This window comes from Streptomyces sp. NPDC051976 (assembly GCF_040680795.1).
Lineage (GTDB): Bacteria > Actinomycetota > Actinomycetes > Streptomycetales > Streptomycetaceae > Actinacidiphila.
Genome location: NZ_JBFAXL010000016.1, coordinates 76,052 through 90,997, shown reverse-complemented (window position 1 = coordinate 90,997; position 14,946 = coordinate 76,052). Strand labels below are relative to the sequence as shown.

The window sequence follows — 14,946 nt, the reverse complement described above, 5'->3', positions numbered from 1 at the left end:
GTGACGGGCGTGACGTCAGCGCGCGGCGGGCGCCCCGACCGCGGAGAGGGTGCCGTCCAGGTAGGCCGCCCGGGTGGCGCGGCGCTGGATCTTCCCGCTGGAGGTCTTGGGGATGGTGCCGGGGTGGACCAGCACGACTTCGTGCACGGACAGCCCGTGGGCCTCGCCGATCGCGCCGCGGATCAGGTTGCCGATGGTCTCGGAGTCGGCGGCCGCCTCGGGCGCCACCTCGGCGACGAGGACGGGCTGTTCTCCCTCGACGCCGGCGTCGACGGAGAACGCGGCGGTGCAGCCGGGCCGCAACGCGGGGTGGGACAACTCCGCGGACAGCTCCAGGTCCTGGGGGTAGTGGTTGCGTCCGTCGATGATGAGGAGGTCCTTCACGCGGCCGGTGACGAACAGTTCGCCGCCCCGCAGGAATCCCAGGTCGCCGGTCCGCAGGAAGCGGTCCTCGTGGCCGGGCAGGGTGGCGCGGAACGTCTCGCGTGTGGCGAGGGCGTTGCGCCAGTAGCCCTTGGCGACGCTCGCCCCGGCGATCCAGATCTCGCCGGTCTCGCCCTCGGCCTTCTCCTCCCGCCGCTCGGGATCGGCGATGGCCACGGTCAGGCCGGTCCCTGCCCGGCCGCAGCCGACGGCCGCCGCGTCCGCGGTCCCCGCATGCGGGCCGCTCGCGTCGGCCTGGAGCAGGGTCGGCGGGGTGTCCACCGCGTTCCCGGTGACCATGAGGGTGGCCTCGGCCAGGCCGTAGCACGGGTAGAGGGCCTCGCGGCGCAGTCCGGCCGGGGCGAAGGTCTCCGCGAACCGCCGGAGTGTGGCGGCGCGTACCGGTTCCGCACCGTTGAAGGCGACCTTCCACGCGCTCAGGTCGAGGCTGTCGACGAGATCGGCGGTGGCGTGCTTCAGGCACAACTCGTAGGCGAAGTTGGGGCCTCCGCTGGTGTGCGGGCGGTAGCGGCTGATGGCGGTGAGCCAGCGCTCCGGACGCTGCAGGAAGTGCAGCGGCGAGAACAGGGTGGCCGTGGCACCGAGGTACAGCGTGTTCAGGATCGGGAGGATGAGACCCATGTCGTGGTAGGCGGGCAGCCAGCTCACGAACAGCTCGTGATCGTGCTCCGCGAGCGCGTCCGGAGTGTGGCCCATCCGCTCGGTGATGATCCGCTCGTTGTCCAGCAGATTGGCGTGGGTGATCACAACACCGCGCGGGGCGACGGTGGAGCCCGAGGTGTACTGGAGCAGGGCGACCGAGTCGCCGGTCAGGCCGGGTTCGCGCCAGGAGCCGGCCGCCTCGTCGGGGATGTCGTCGGTGGCGACGCCGATGACCGTGTCCAGTTCCGGCAGGGTCTCCTTCCACGTCTCCAGGGCGCCGATCACGTCGCGGGTGCCGAGGATCACCCCGGCGTCGGCGTCGGCGATCAGCCGCTTCATGCGGATCAGCGCACGGTGGTTCTGCGACCGTCCCTGCGGGAGGACGCCCGGCACGGCGACCACGTCGGCGGCCAGGCAGCCCAGGAATGCGGAGACGAAGTCGAGACCGGCGGGGAAGAGCAGCAGGGCGCGGGAGCCGGCCAGTCCGCGCTCCTGGAGCCAGGCGGCCACGGCCAGGGAGCGGTGGGCCAGTCGCCCGTACGAGATCTCCTGGGTCTCCGCGTCGCTGTCGCCGGTCACGAGGTACCGGTAGGCGGTGCGGTCGGGCTGCTGCGACGCGTGTGCGGTCAGTAGGTCGACCAGTGAACGAGCCATGTGTGGAATCCCACCTGTCCTAGTCTGTCCTGGTCGGCGAGCGGGGAAGCGTTTCGGAGCAGGGCGTGCGATCGGCACTCACCACCGGCTCGTCGTCGGTCCCGTCACCAGGTGACCGGCAGGCTCTGCGGGCTGCGGGTCAGCAGGCCGCGGCGCCAGTCGATGTCCTGCGGGGACACGGCCAGCCGCATGCCGGGCAGCCGCCTGGGCAGCCGGTGCAGGGCCAGCTCCATCTCCAGCCTCGCCAGCCAGGAGCCCAGGCAGTAGTGCGGGCCCGCGCCGAAGGCCAGATGCGGGGTGTCCGCGGAGGTGAAGGGGTCGGTACGCCAGTCGTCGGGGTAGACGTCCGGGTCGATGTTGGCCATCATCGTGTCCGCCGCGACCAGGCTCCCCGCCTCGATCAGCACACCGCCGACCTCCACGTCCTCCACCGCACGCCGCATGAAGCCCGGCAGGACGTCCCGGTCGCTGATCGGGATTCCGCGCAGCAACTGGTCGGCCGCCGCCGGGGCCAGGCTCTCGTCCTTGCCCAGCGCGTCCCAGGTGTCGCGGCCGTCGGTGAGCAGATAGACGAAGGTGTTGCCGAAGGCGGTCGTCGTGACCTCGTGCCCGGCGATCACCAGCAGGATGGTCAGCGAGACGATCTTCTGCTCCGTCAACTCGCCGTCCTCGTCGGCGGCTTGGATCAGGGAGCTGACCAGGTCGTCGCCGGGTTCGGCGCGGCGCTGGGCCACCAGGCCGGCACCGAAGGCGACGAAGTCGTCCATCGCCTCCTGGACTTCCTCGGAGGGGAACGCCGTGGTGGCGAAGGCACGGTCGCCCCAGTAGAGCAGGCGGTCGCGGTCGAGGTCGTCGAGGTCCATCAGACGGCTGAGCACCGCGATGGGCAGTGAGCGGACGAAGCCGGCGACGAGGTCGGCCGGTTGGGGTTCCGCGGCGAGCTGGTCGATCAGGTCGTCCACCACCGAGGAGACCCAGGGACGCCAGCGGGCGATGGCGCGAGGCGTGAACGCACGGCTCACCAGGCCGCGCAGCCGCCGGTGCTCCAGCCCGTCGAGACTGGGGAGGATATCGGGGTTGTCCATCAGATTCGGGTACGGGGTGAGAGCGGGCGCGTCGGGAGAGAAGAGATGGGCCTTGTTCAACCGCCGGTCGGTGAGCACCTGCCGGACGTCCGCGTGGCGCTGGACCACCCACACCGGGGCCCCGGTACGCAACTCGCTGAGGAAGGGCGGCCCGAGTGGCTCACTGGCACGTAAGCAGTGCATCGGGGCCAGTGACTCGCGGGGTATGGCGTCGCTGTTCTCGAGGGACACAATTCCTCCGGTAATCGGCCGCGCCACGTCGGCGGGGAAACCCTTAAGGAGCGCCTGAGAGGGTGCTGGAATCAGTGGGATGAAGTGGGTACGTGCAGGGGGAATCGGCCATCGTGAATGCCGATCGGGTGCGGGATCCAGCCACCGGCCGGGGGGCCGTCCTGTAACGAACCATAGGCCAGAGGGTGTTGGCCGCGGTAGCGCGAAAAACAGAACGCCGCCATCCGTAAGGCGAATGCTCGCAGGTCAGTCCTTCTGCCCCCCGTCGGAAAACGCGCACTCGGCGTGAGATTCATGACACCGGGCGCCGCCTGTTGTTCATGGTCCTGGGCGCGGCGGGTTCGGCACTACCGCCCGGCGAGTTCCGGGCTATCTGGCGGCGAGTTCCGGGCTGACGCCACGAACCGTCGGGATCGCGGGCGGTGCCGGTCGGCCTGGCACCGCGCTCACGCAGGGCGGGAGTTGCGCCCGCTCCTGCGCGTCGAGGAACGCTCTGACGACAGCGTCGCCCGCGCGCCGTCGCGGCCAGAACAGGGCGACGTCCCGCCGAGCGGTGGGAGAGTCGATGGTGCGGACGGCCAGCCCCTCCGCGGTGGCGGTCTGCAGCGCGAGGCGGTTGATGACGCCGATGCCGAAGGCGGAGCGGACCAGAGCGACGAGGGTCGCCGGCTGGTCGGTCAGATAGGCGATATCGGCTCTCTTGACGGCGTCGCCAAGAGTGTTGCGGAGGTCGAACCCGCCGCCCTCCTCCTCGCCGCCGCCCGGCATCCCGATCAGTGGCAGGTTCCTGAGGTCGGAGATGCCGACCGTGGCCCGCCGGGCGAGCGGGGCGTCCTCGCGCATCACGGCGACGACGTCCTCACGCCAGATCGTCCGGTGGCACAGCCTGGCGCCGCGCATGTGGGGCAGCATCGGCAGGAACGCGAGATCGATGGTTCCGCTCGCGAGCATCGTCTCCAGCGTTGACGCGGTGCCCTCGCGGAGCTCGATCGTGATGCCGGGGTGATGCGACGTCAGCTCCCGTAGCACGGACGGGAGGTACGTCGAGCTGACGCAGGGGTAGCTGCCGATACTCACGTGCGCGACGACGTCGTCGAGGGTGCTGCGGGCCGACTCGACGCCGCGCTGGAGCTCCAGCAGGGCGTTCACGGCGTAGCCGCGGAACCGCTCGCCCGCCCCGGTCGTGCGGATCGGTCGCGCCTTGCGGTCGAAGAGGGTCACCCCGAGCGCGCGTTCCAGCGCCGCGATATGGGCGCTCACCCGTGACTGCGACAGGGACAGTACGGTCGTCGCGGCGCCGAAGCCGCCCTGGTCCGCCACCGCGAGGAAGCTGCGCAGCCAGGGCGTCTGGAGCAGGGCGGCGTCCCGGAGCTCGCGCGCGGTCAGCTCCGTCGCGTCGAGGTCGGCTGCGGATGTCCCCGAGCCGGAGAGGGGGCGCTCCCCCGGGAACGGCGGGCCGCTCATCGCTCAGCCAGTCCCTCGTGCGTCGGCGAGCAAGGCAGGCGCGGCGGCGAGGAGTTGACCGGTCCCGTCCACCAGCCCGGTAATAACGGACCCGAGCGGACGGTACGGCGGTGTCGGGACCGCGGATCCGGGCTGGACAGTCCGCGATCGGGCACTCCCGCCTCGCGGGGGGCTTGGACAACGGCTGCGCTCATGTGACTGCTCCTAGGTCATGGGCATCCGGACTTCTGCTGCCGCAGGCCCGATGCGCCTTGCTGGGCACGTGGTGAATCCGTTGTTGCCTTGCGAAACCGTCGCGGACCGCTGCCGTCCACCGGCGTTCCGGCGTGATATCGCCTCGCTGCCCCACTGCCGGTGTGATGGTCAGCTGGTCACGTGACTGTCGCCATGAACACGTTTACGGATGCGGCGTTTACGAGGGAGATCCGCCCACCGCGAAGGCTGCCGGTGGCACCAAGGTGGCGAAACGTCGTTGAAACACGAAATTCTCCTCACAGGAATGCCCGGCCGCCGCGCTGAACATCCGTGGGGAGCAACAGGACGGCTTCGGCAACCCCGGAGTGACCCGGGCCCTCGAAAGACCCACGGCCTGCGGGCGGCGGGGCGGATGGAGCGCGCGTTCCGACACTGCGCGTCCGACATCCGTGCGGGGTCTGCTGCAAGAGATCGCGTGTGCGCTCGGATATCCCGCCCCCATGTGTACTGGCAGCACTTCGCGAGGTCAAATATTCCAACAGCATTGGACATTAACGCCCGGAATTACGACCTGTCAATGGCGCCATTACCGATCTACACAAGCGGACGGCACCCTTTGATCACCCTTTGATGCCCTAACCGCGAACTTTCGTGACGGTCCGCCGATTTGTCCGTAGGCGTTTCCCCGTCGGGGCGGACGGGACCCTGGCGGGTGCGCTCGCCGCGCTCGAGTACGTCCATGACCGCGGTGACAGCGGCGGCCAAGCCCGTTTCCGTGTGAAGATCGCGGGGTGAACGACATACGCTTTCGGCTCGCCGCCGACGCCGATCTGGCCGCTCTCGTCCGACTGCGTGACGATGCCGCTCGCTGGATGCTCACACGGGGCATCACCGGCCAGTGGCGGCCCGGCGAGCTGGACGAGGAGCACTTCCGCCGGATCATGACGATCGGGGAGGTGTGGCTGGCGGAGACCGACGCCCGGTTGGTCGGGGCCTGGGAGCTGTGGTGGGAGGACGAGGACGCCTGGGGGACCCAGCCGCCCGTGGCCGGTTACGTCCACCGCCTCATGGTCGACCGGAGCGGTGCGGCGCCGGGGACGGGGCGCCTGCTGCTGCAGGCCGCCGAGCGCCGGGTGGCCGAAGCGGGCCGGGCGTTGGTGCGCCTGGACTGCGTGGCCGGCAACGCCCGGCTGAACGCGTACTACCTGAACGCCGGTTACCAGGCCGTCGGCCACAAGGCAGGCAAGCCCCAACCGGCCGGTCCGCCCAAGTCGTTCACCCTTCTGGAGAAGCCCGTGCCCGCGCACGTCGGTGAGCGCCGCCGCGTACGGTGACGGCGCCCGGCGGCGTACGGAAGGTCAGCGGTCGCCGAGCAGCGCCGGAAGCTGGCGCATGTCGTGGAAGACGGTCGTGCCCGGGCCTTCGAGGTGTTCGGCCAGGGTGAGCCCACCGGCGTAGCCGAAGGCGCGCATGCCCGCGGCGCGGGCGGCCAGCACACCGGGACGGCTGTCCTCGATCACGGCGCAGGCCGAGGGGTCGACGCCCATGTGCTGGGCGGCGTGCAGGAAGAGATCGGGAGCGGGCTTACCGCGGGCGACTTCGGTGGCGCTGAAGATCCGGCCCTCGAAGCGCCCGTACAACCCCGTGCGGCCCAGTGTGTGCCGCATCTTCTCGTGCGAGCCGCTGGAGGCCACGCAGGTCGGCAGGGTGAGGGCGTCCAGTGCCTCAGCTATGCCGTCGACGGGGACGAGCTCGGAGTCCACGGCCTCGCGGTGGAGCTCCTCGAACCGCTTCGACCAGAGCGCGGCGGTCTCCTCCCCCAGCCGATCGACGACCTGCTGGTGGTTGTCGGCGTGCGAGCGCCCGACGAACCGGGCCATCGCCTCCTGCGCGGTGAGCGGCCACCCGAACGCCGCGCCGAGGGTCACCAGGACGCGCACCGCGATGCGTTCGCTGTCGACCAGCACCCCGTCGCAATCGAATATCACCAGCTCAAACGGTTTGATCATCCCGGCAGCATACGGCCCTCGGTCAGTCGCCCGTCATCAGCTGGTGATCGAGGTGGGCGAGGAGGAGGTTGGGACGGGTCCTGGTGGCGTAGGCGGCGCTGTTGACGTAGAGGGTGCGGCCCCTGACGGCGAGCGAGCTGGGGTTGGAGAGGCCGTCGGCGGCGGTGAGGACGGGGGTGGCGGTGCCGTCGGCGGGGTCGATGAGGACGACCTCGTTCTGGGGGTTGAGGGTGGCGAGGAGGGGCGCCGAGCGCTGCGGTCCGGTGAAGGCGATGTCGTCGATTCCCGGGAGGCCGCGGGCGATCACTGTCGCGGGGCCCGCGCTGCCGTCGCGGAGGACGGGGATGCGCAGCACCGTGCCCCGCTCGGTGTCGGTGACCCAGACCGCGCCGTCGTGGACCTTGAGTCCGTTGGCGCCGAGCCCGCCGTCGGGGGCGAGTTCCGGTCCCTGGGCCCAGGTCGTGACGGTGCCGTCGGAGACGTCGACGCGGGAGACGGTGCCGAGCAGCGAATCGGTGACGTAGAGGTGGCGTTCGTGCTCGTCGAAGGCGATCCCGTTGGGGAAGCCGTCCGCGGGGAGCGCGGCCACGCGCGTGAGGGCGCCACCGGGGGTGAGCCGCCAGATGCCCTGCTGGTCGGCGCTGCCCGTGCACAGCACCGTGTAGAGGTCGCCGCGGTGGTCGCGGGCGATGCCCATGGCCACGGCGTGTGCGTGCGGGTAGGAGCACTCGGTGGTGGGCGACGAGGGTAGCCGGACCAGCGGCTGTACGGCTCCGCCGCGCGTGATGCGGACGATCGCGGCCGCGAAGGCGAGGCTCTCGTCGGCGGCGCCGTCCGGTTCGAGGGCGATGTTCTCGGGCGTTTGCCCTCCGGCGAAGTCGAAGTCCACGAGTACGTGCGGGTGGCTGACCGGGGGTTCGGCGGCGCCGGCCGGTGCGGCCGCCCCGGCGACGAGGCCGAGACCGGTGAGGCCGGCGAGGGTGGCGAGGGCGAGGCGGTGACGGGTGGACACGGTGAAGTCTCCGTTCGTGGTGCGTGCGGCCGCTGTGCGAGCGCAGGCGGCGATCTCGGGTTCAGTGTGGTTTCGGGGCGCGCCGGGTGTCCAAGATCGGTTCGGTTCCCCGGGGATACCCTCCGGGTATGGCGATCGATCTCCGGCTCATGCGGTACGTGGTGGCCGTGGCGGAAGAGGGCGGGTTCCAGCGGGCGGCCGAGCGGCTCGTGATGGCGCAGCCGCCGTTGAGCCGTCAGATACGTGAGCTGGAACGCACGTTGGGCGTGACGCTCTTCGAACGGCGGCCTGTCGTGCGGCCGACGGAGGCGGGCCGGGTCTTCGTGGAGTCCGCCCGGGCGATCCTCGCCGACTCGGACCGCCTGATCGAGCGCACCGTACTGGCGGGGCGGGGGGAACTGGGCACCGTCCGCGTCGGCTACATCTATTCCGCCGTCTTCGAGACGCTGCCGCGCCTGGTGGCCGCGATGGGCGAGGCCCATCCCGGGGTGACCGTGGACGTCAGCGAGGGCTGGTCTCCCGAACTCGACGCGGCGCTGCTGGCCGACACCTGTGACATCGCGCTGTCACGCGACCTCCCGCAGCGTCCGGAGTACCGCAGTGAGCCCCTGCGGCGCGAACGCCTCGTCGCCGTCGTCGCGGACGGACACCCGTTGGCCCGGCAAGGCCGCGCCGGGCTGAGGGAGTTCGCGGGCCAGCGCTTCTGCCACCCGCCGCGCCGACTCGCCCCGGACCGGTACGACTTCATGGCGGCCGCCCTCGAACGCACTGGGGAGACCTTCACGTTCTGGGAGAACCCCATCCACGGACTGGGCCATCTCGATCTCCAGGACGGGCGCAGCTTCGCCCTCGTGTCGGGCAGCGCGGCCGGCCGGGTGCCGCTCGGAACGACGACCGTCGCCCTCACCGACGACCTCCCGCCACTGGACCTGCGCATGGTGTGGAAGCGGGACAACACCTCACCCGCACTCGGTCTCCTGATCAGCACGGCACGCGAAGTCGCCCGCCGCGAGGGCTGGGTCGCGGGTGTCTGAGGTCAGGCCCGGCTCCACCCCGCTGGGCTCCGGGCGGAGCGACGGGGAGTCGAGGCTGCCGGGCTACTTGATGCGGTCGAGGAAGCCGAGCACCCGAGAGGTGGTTCGCGTCGCGGCCTGCTCTTCGTACGACGGCAAGCTGCTGTCGGTGAACAGGTGCCTGTCGCCCGGGTAGAGGAACAACTCGGCGTCCTGCGCCGTCTCGACGAGAGCGCGGGCCGCGTCCACATCGCCCTCTGCGGCGAAGAACGGATCCGCGTCCATGCCGTGGATCTGGACCGGGACGCCCTGGGGCCAGGCACCACCGAACTCCGACACCGGGACGCATGCCTCGATCAGCACCGCGGCCTTTGCGCCGGGGCGGGTCTGGGCCAGCTTCTGCGCCGGCAGGACGCCGAGCGAGAACCCGAGGTAGACGAGTTCCGCGGGCAGCTTTTCGGCGGCGGCGGTTCCGCGTGCGACGAACGTGCCGAACCCGATCTTCTCGGCGTAGCCGATGCCCTCCTCCAGGCTGTCGAACACCTGCCCCTCGAAGAGGTCCGGGACGTGGACGGTGTGTCCGGCCTCTCGCAACCGCTCGGCGAACTCGCGGACGCCGGCAGTCAGCCCGTGCCCGTGGTGGAAAACCAGTACCTCAGCCATGTCGCTCCCTTCGTGCTCCGGGCCCGGGCGGCACCGCGGCACGAGTATGTCCGCCGGCACTGACAGTCCGGGACCGCCGCCGCGTTTGCGCGTGTCAGGCCGGGCCGACGTGGGCGGCGATGACGCGCCAGCCGTGCGCGGCGGTGTGGACCCAGGTACGCGTATAGCGCACGCGCGCCGCGAACTCCTGCTCGTCCACCGTGCCGGAGACCGTCCCGAGGAACCAGGTGACGCCGGTCGTATCCACGACCAGGGCCGCGAGGTCCTCCTCCACCACACCGCTCATGCGCTGGCGGCCGCTGCGGTGGGCCTCCAGGTCGTCGCCCTTCCCCTGGAGACTCCCGTCGGGGCCTGTGAAGACCAGGCGGTCGTCCAGCAGTAGGTCGAGGGCTTCGACATCGGAGGCGAGCTGCGCGGCCTGAAGACGGCGCTCGGCGGCGAGCAGTCCGGACGTCAACTGATCATCCATACGGTCGGTGCCCATGCCCGCCACCGTATCCGACCCGCTCCGGCCCTGACGGCCAACAGCGCCACCAGGCACCGGACTTCACCGACCGCGAACATGGACCCAGGCCGCTGCCCGGGCCACGGGTCCACCGAAGCCAGCGCACGGAGTGGGTTGACCAGGGACTGCGGCTCACCTCCGGCCGAGTCGTCGCACCCACTGGCTAGGCTGAGGGGGGGGGACGAACGGGGGGCGGCTCAGATGATGATCGCGCAGTGGATACCGGGCAACGGACAGCACACCGGCCCGATCACGGCCGGGCCGGCCGTAGCCCTGCTCGGGGCCGGTGGGGTGTTCGTCCTGGTAGCCGCCGTGGCGGCCGCGCTGTCGCGGCGGGAGCCCGATTCCGGACGCGTGGCAGGCTGGCTGTTCGGGGTCGGGCTGACAATGAGTGCGCTGGGCGGGCTGGGGTTGCTGCTCCGTCACTCCGAGATCAAGCAGGCGAGCGACGGGCTGCACTCGGCCGGCGAGCAGGTGATCGCAGCGGCACTCGACTCGGCCCGCGATTGCGCCTCCGCGCCGCCAGAACCGACCATCGTCTACCCCAGCGGGCTGGTGCCCGGCGGCGCGGCGACGTACGCCCCGCCGCCGTTCAGCACTTCGCCGCGCGACGCGCTCCTGGACTCGACGGTGATGACCTCCCTGGGCTTGTACCGGACGCAAGAGGGGCCGTCCTTCGACACGAACGGTCATGTGACCGTGACCGACCCGAACAGCGGGAAGCAGGTCTGCGCCACCGTCCCGGACACCCCGCAGGGCACGGGCACTGTCGTCGACGGCCCCTGCGAGGGCTAGGCCCGCGCCGAATCGCCGCGCCCATGAGCCCGGATCCCGCGCACGGCCCGGCCGTCCGCGACGGGACTAGCGCGTGCCGTCCGCCGGCAGCCGCTCCGGCAGGTCGAGCCGTGCGAACCGGTCGGCGTGGAAGGTGACGATCTCGGTGATCTCGCCGCCGGTGACGCGCAGGACGTCGATCGTCAGCGGCAGGTACGCGGACTCCTCCTCGCGCCAGAGGTAGAAGGCGACCGCGGGCTGCCGGTTCACGCGGGTGCCGACCGCGCGCAGGCCCTTCATGCCCTCGAAGCCGCTCTCGACCCAGTCGCGCACCACCGCGTCGCGGCCGACGTACAGACCCGGCGTGGGCGGCATCGAGCACCGCACGTCGTCGCGCAGCATCGAGGCGAGCGCCGGGATGTCCGTGGCCACGCAGGCGTCGGTATAGCGGCGCACCAGATCCCGCGTCCCGGCGTCCTGTTCGCCGCCGGACCAGTCCTGCCGCTCGGACGGCAAGTGCTCCCGCATGCCGGCCCGGGCCCGTTGCAGCGCGCTGTTCACGGAGTTGACGGAGTCCCCGAGGAGGTCCGCGACGTCCTTCGCGGGCCAGCCGAGCACGTCCCGCAGGATCAGCACCGCCCGCGGGCGCGGCGCGAGGTGCTGGACCGCGACCACGTACGCCAGCTCGATCGTCTCCCGCGCGACGGCGGCGCTCTCCGGCTCGTCCGCACCGCCCGCGGCCAGCTCGTCGAGCAGCAGATCCGGGTAGGGCTGCAACCACAGCACCTCGCCGCCGGTCGCGGGCTCCGGGCGGCTCTTCCCCAGCAGGTCCAGGCAGGCGTTGGTGGCGATCCGGTACAGCCACGCCCGAAACGTCGACCGCCCCTCGAAGGTCTCCCTCCCCCGCCAGGCACGCAGAAACGTCTCCTGCACCGCGTCCTCGGCGTCCTCGAACGACCCCAGCATCCGGTAGCAGTGCACATGCAGCTCCCGCCGGTGCCGCTCGGCCATCTGCGAGAACGCCGACTCGTCGACGTCACCCAGCCCGCCCGCGCCCAGCTCCTCCAGCCACGTGTCCGCGTCCATCACGTCATCCCTCCGCCTGCGTCGTGCCCCGTCATACATGTGACGGCCACGGCGCCGAAAACTCATCACCACGGGCGGTCGGCGCGGTGGACCTGTCCCCATCCTCGGCGGGCCGGGGAGACCGACCTGTCAGTGACGCGCACTAGGGTGCCCGCCATGGTCTCCGACGCGGCGATGCGCGACACCGTGGACCGGCTCGTGGCAGCTCTCGGTGGGGAGGTGGACGCCGGTGAACTGCGCGCTGCCTTCGCGCCCCGGCTCACCGCGCTCGGCGACCTGGCCAAGGTGATCGCCGCCGATCCACGGCTGACCGGCTTCGCCGACCACCAGCGGCACGTCGTCAGCTTCCGCCGCCGCGGTCCCTCGGCGGCTCGGGCGGTGGTCCGGGCGGGCGATCACGTGTGGGAGCTGGACGTCGCCGTGGAGGAGCAGCCGCCGCACCGTATCCGCAGTTTCACGCCGCGCCGGGCCGCGGCCGGTGCGCTGCCCTGGGACCAGGTAGCCGACCGCCTGCGCGCCCTCGACCACTGGGAGTCCGATCTGCCCGGCGCCGTGGCTGCACGCGTGCGCCATCGGTTGCGGCAGGCGGTGGACACCGGCCGGGCCGTCGGCCTGGCATGTGCGATCAATGTGTCGGGAGCCACCGCGCACCGCGAGTTCTTCGGTACGGGCGACCTGCGCACGTACCGACCGCTGGACGGCTCCTCGGTGTTCCGCGTCGGATCCGTCACCAAGACGGTCACCGGCCTGGCCGTCCTCCGGCTCGCGGAGGCCCGCGTGATCGATCTGCGGGCGCCGCTGGCGCACTACCTGACGGTTCCCGAGCTGGTCCCCGCCGACCCCGGCGACCGTCCGCCGACCGTTGCCGAGGTGCTGCTGCACCGCGCCGGTCTGACCAAGGACCTCGCCATGCGCCGTAGCGCGCTGCGGCAGGCCGGGTCACTGGCCGAGGCTGCCCCGCGGATCACCCTGGCCTGGGCGCCCGGTTCCCGCCCGGCGTACTCCAACGTCGGCTACGAGCTGCTCGGCCTGCTGGTCGAGCGGTGCACGGGTGAGGCGTTCGCCGACTACGCCTCCCGCGAGGTCCTCGCCCGCAACGAGCTGCACGGCGTCACGCTGCCCACACCCACGGCGACGGTGACGGCGACGGTCACCGGGCACGAACTGGTCGCCGACCGGCTCGCGCCCGTCGCGCGGACCGTGGAGCCGCACCGCGCGGCGGGCGGCATGACGGCCGATCTGGCCGGCGCGGTCGCGCTCGCCGACGTACTCGCGCGGGCAACCGGCCCGCTCGGCGCTTTGTCGGCCCATGCCTCCCCAGCCGGGCCGGGCAGACGGTTCGTCCCGGGAGCCACGCTGCTGGACCGGCCCGAGGGCACCCACGTCTGGCGCGGCGGCAGCACCCGCGGCTTCACCGCCGAGCTCCTGGCCGCCGCCGGCGGCACCGTCTCGGTCGCCCTGCTCGCCGCCACCAGCCCGGCGGAGGGCCTGCGGGAGGCGGCGGCTGACGTGCTGCGGGAGGTCCGGACCGGCTGATGACCGTACGGCCTCAGGACCCGTCCTGCGGGGTCGGGTCCCCTTCGCTCGAAGCGACATACGTAGTGCCGTACGTGGACTCCCTGATGCAGGGAGGCCGGGTTGTTCGCGAAGGTCGGCACTGTCCGATCACCCGGGTGACGTGCGGGCGGTGCCGGATCCGGGTCTGGGCGAGAGGGGGGACGGATGCGGGGCGGAGGGGCGACCTTCGGTGTGGCGTCGCTGAACGTGTGCTGTGGGCTGGCGAATTCGCTGCCGCCGGTGCGGGAGCGGGCGCGGGAGTTCTGTCGGCGCCTTGAAGAGGCGGACGTGGACATCGTGAACTTCCAGGAGGTCTGGACGCCTGGGCTGTTGGCCTTCCTCCGAACCCAGTTGCCGTCGTTCTCCTTCGTGGCCCGCGGGTCGGGCGTGCTCGGGCAACCGGCGGGCGGTCTGGTGTCGTTCTCGCGGCTGCCGCTGCGGTCGCCCGAATACGTGTCGTTCCGGGGTACGCGGCCACCTGGCGGGAGCCCGTTCTTCCGCGCGGCCAGGGCCGCGGACGCCTGCCTGCAAGGCGTGCTGGTCTTCGAGTTGCCGGCGTTCCGCACCGTGGTGGGGAACGTGCACTTGACCGCGAACAGGGACGGGAAGTGGTCGGCGGGCAACCGGTACGAAGCCTTTCAGGCGCAGCAGGTGAGGCGGGTCCATGACGTCCTGGACCGGTCGGGCCGCTGGGACACGGCCATGATGATCGTCTGCGGTGACTTCAACCTCCCCAGCGAATGCGGTCTTTATGACGCCGTGGTGGGCGGAGGTGTGTGGCACGATCCGTTCGCCGGGGCCGACACGCCGACCTTCCACGCCGACCTGCTGCCCGCAGGCGCGCGAGCGCATCGCGTCGACTACGCGCTCGTCGACGCCGACCCCGCTCACCACCCGGTCCCGGAAACCGATCTCCTGTTCACCGAGCCCGTTCAGCTGCCCTCCGGGCGGACCGCCTACCTCTCCGATCATGTGTCGCAAGTCATTCGTCTCCCCGTGCCCGCCCCGCCGGACTACACGCAGCTGAACGACGCCAAAGCCTCCGCTCGGCTGTCCCTGTGGCCGCCGTACCACCTCGATCACGAAGCGGGCCCGTACGGCACGTACCCGTCGACGCCACGCTGCGCGCGCCGGTCCCCCGGCCGGTACACGCCGGTCACCGCACACGTCGGCCCGGCCGGGACAGGCAAGACGCTCCGGGCGCTCTACGACTCGCGGCCGACCTGCCTGGGGCGGGAGGGAGTCACCTCGGGCGAGGTCTACTGGATCAACGCCCGCGACGAGGAGTCCCTGGCGACCGGCCTCACCCACATGGCCGTGCAAACGGGCGCCACGGCACGGCAGTTGCAGGCCGCCCGCGACGGAAGGAAGCCGATCGCGGACCTGGCCGTCGCCGCCCTCGACAAGCGGGGCTCGCGCGGCGAACGCTTCCTCGTCCTCGACGGTCTGGACGACCCCGCACTGCTCGCCCGGGCGCAATCCCCCACCGGGATCCTTCGCAGTGGCGTGCCACGCAGCCGCTCCAGCCACATCATCGTGACCTCCCGCATCAGCGATCCCAGGGCCTGGGGACCATGGATCAGGCGGGTGCCGGCCGACACGTAGCTCCGGC

The 14,946-nt window shown here is 71.6% G+C and carries 13 protein-coding genes; 5 read left to right on the top strand and 8 right to left on the bottom strand.

What is annotated here, in order from left to right; genetic code table 11:
* Positions 1–15: 15 nt before the first annotated feature.
* The 3 genes from AB0M29_RS18565 to AB0M29_RS18555 all read right to left on the bottom strand — a co-directional run bounded on the left by AB0M29_RS18565 (position 16) and on the right by AB0M29_RS18555 (position 4,520).
* Positions 16–1,740, bottom strand: coding sequence for a fatty acyl-AMP ligase (locus AB0M29_RS18565; RefSeq protein WP_365383765.1), 1,725 nt, complete (start codon positions 1,738–1,740; stop codon positions 16–18).
* Positions 1,741–1,844: 104 nt separating this feature from the next.
* Positions 1,845–3,056: a cytochrome P450 gene (locus AB0M29_RS18560; protein WP_365383763.1), complete on the bottom strand. Its 1,212-nt coding sequence runs from the start codon at positions 3,054–3,056 to the stop codon at positions 1,845–1,847.
* A 369-nt stretch (positions 3,057–3,425) separates the two neighbouring features.
* Positions 3,426–4,520 carry a LysR family transcriptional regulator gene (locus AB0M29_RS18555; protein ID WP_365383761.1) on the bottom strand — a complete coding sequence of 365 codons (1,095 nt, stop codon included), beginning with the start codon at positions 4,518–4,520 and terminating at the stop codon, positions 3,426–3,428.
* A gap of 986 nt (positions 4,521–5,506) precedes the next feature.
* Between AB0M29_RS18555 and AB0M29_RS18550 the strand changes: the two genes are divergently transcribed.
* Positions 5,507–6,049, top strand: a complete 543-nt coding sequence (locus AB0M29_RS18550; RefSeq protein WP_365383760.1) for a GNAT family N-acetyltransferase — start codon at positions 5,507–5,509, stop codon at positions 6,047–6,049.
* Between the two features lie 24 nt (positions 6,050–6,073).
* On the opposite strand, the gene AB0M29_RS18545 is transcribed toward AB0M29_RS18550, so the two are convergent.
* Both AB0M29_RS18545 and AB0M29_RS18540 read right to left on the bottom strand, forming a co-directional pair.
* On the bottom strand, positions 6,074–6,724 hold the full coding sequence (locus AB0M29_RS18545; protein WP_365383758.1) for an HAD family hydrolase: 651 nt from the start codon (positions 6,722–6,724) through the stop codon (positions 6,074–6,076).
* Positions 6,725–6,746: 22 nt separating this feature from the next.
* Complete coding sequence (locus AB0M29_RS18540; protein WP_365383757.1) at positions 6,747–7,736, bottom strand: SMP-30/gluconolactonase/LRE family protein; 990 nt, start codon at positions 7,734–7,736, stop codon at positions 6,747–6,749.
* A gap of 128 nt (positions 7,737–7,864) precedes the next feature.
* Between AB0M29_RS18540 and AB0M29_RS18535 the strand changes: the two genes are divergently transcribed.
* Positions 7,865–8,770 (top strand): LysR family transcriptional regulator, encoded by a 906-nt coding sequence (locus AB0M29_RS18535; RefSeq protein WP_365383756.1) that lies wholly within the window; start codon positions 7,865–7,867, stop codon positions 8,768–8,770.
* 63 nt (positions 8,771–8,833) lie between these two features.
* Here the strand turns inward: AB0M29_RS18535 and AB0M29_RS18530 are convergent, their stop codons facing one another.
* Together AB0M29_RS18530 and AB0M29_RS18525 are read right to left on the bottom strand one after the other, a co-directional pair.
* Positions 8,834–9,412 carry a dienelactone hydrolase family protein gene (locus AB0M29_RS18530; RefSeq protein WP_365383754.1) on the bottom strand — a complete coding sequence of 193 codons (579 nt, stop codon included), beginning with the start codon at positions 9,410–9,412 and terminating at the stop codon, positions 8,834–8,836.
* Positions 9,413–9,506: 94 nt separating this feature from the next.
* Positions 9,507–9,896 (bottom strand): nuclear transport factor 2 family protein, encoded by a 390-nt coding sequence (locus AB0M29_RS18525; protein WP_365383753.1) that lies wholly within the window; start codon positions 9,894–9,896, stop codon positions 9,507–9,509.
* Positions 9,897–10,118: 222 nt separating this feature from the next.
* On the opposite strand from AB0M29_RS18525, the gene AB0M29_RS18520 reads away from it, so the two are divergent.
* Complete coding sequence (locus tag AB0M29_RS18520; RefSeq protein ID WP_365383751.1) at positions 10,119–10,712, top strand: hypothetical protein; 594 nt, start codon at positions 10,119–10,121, stop codon at positions 10,710–10,712.
* A gap of 66 nt (positions 10,713–10,778) precedes the next feature.
* Here the strand turns inward: AB0M29_RS18520 and AB0M29_RS18515 are convergent, their stop codons facing one another.
* Positions 10,779–11,777, bottom strand: coding sequence for an RNA polymerase subunit sigma-70 (locus AB0M29_RS18515; RefSeq protein WP_365383749.1), 999 nt, complete (start codon positions 11,775–11,777; stop codon positions 10,779–10,781).
* Positions 11,778–11,933: 156 nt separating this feature from the next.
* Here AB0M29_RS18515 and AB0M29_RS18510 point away from each other — a divergent pair, with 156 nt between their 5' ends.
* Complete coding sequence (locus AB0M29_RS18510; RefSeq protein WP_365383748.1) at positions 11,934–13,313, top strand: serine hydrolase domain-containing protein; 1,380 nt, start codon at positions 11,934–11,936, stop codon at positions 13,311–13,313.
* A gap of 186 nt (positions 13,314–13,499) precedes the next feature.
* A complete protein-coding gene (locus tag AB0M29_RS18505) occupies positions 13,500–14,939 on the top strand; it encodes an endonuclease/exonuclease/phosphatase family protein (protein ID WP_365383746.1) in 1,440 nt (479 codons plus the stop codon).
* The last annotated feature ends 7 nt before the right edge of the window (positions 14,940–14,946 follow it).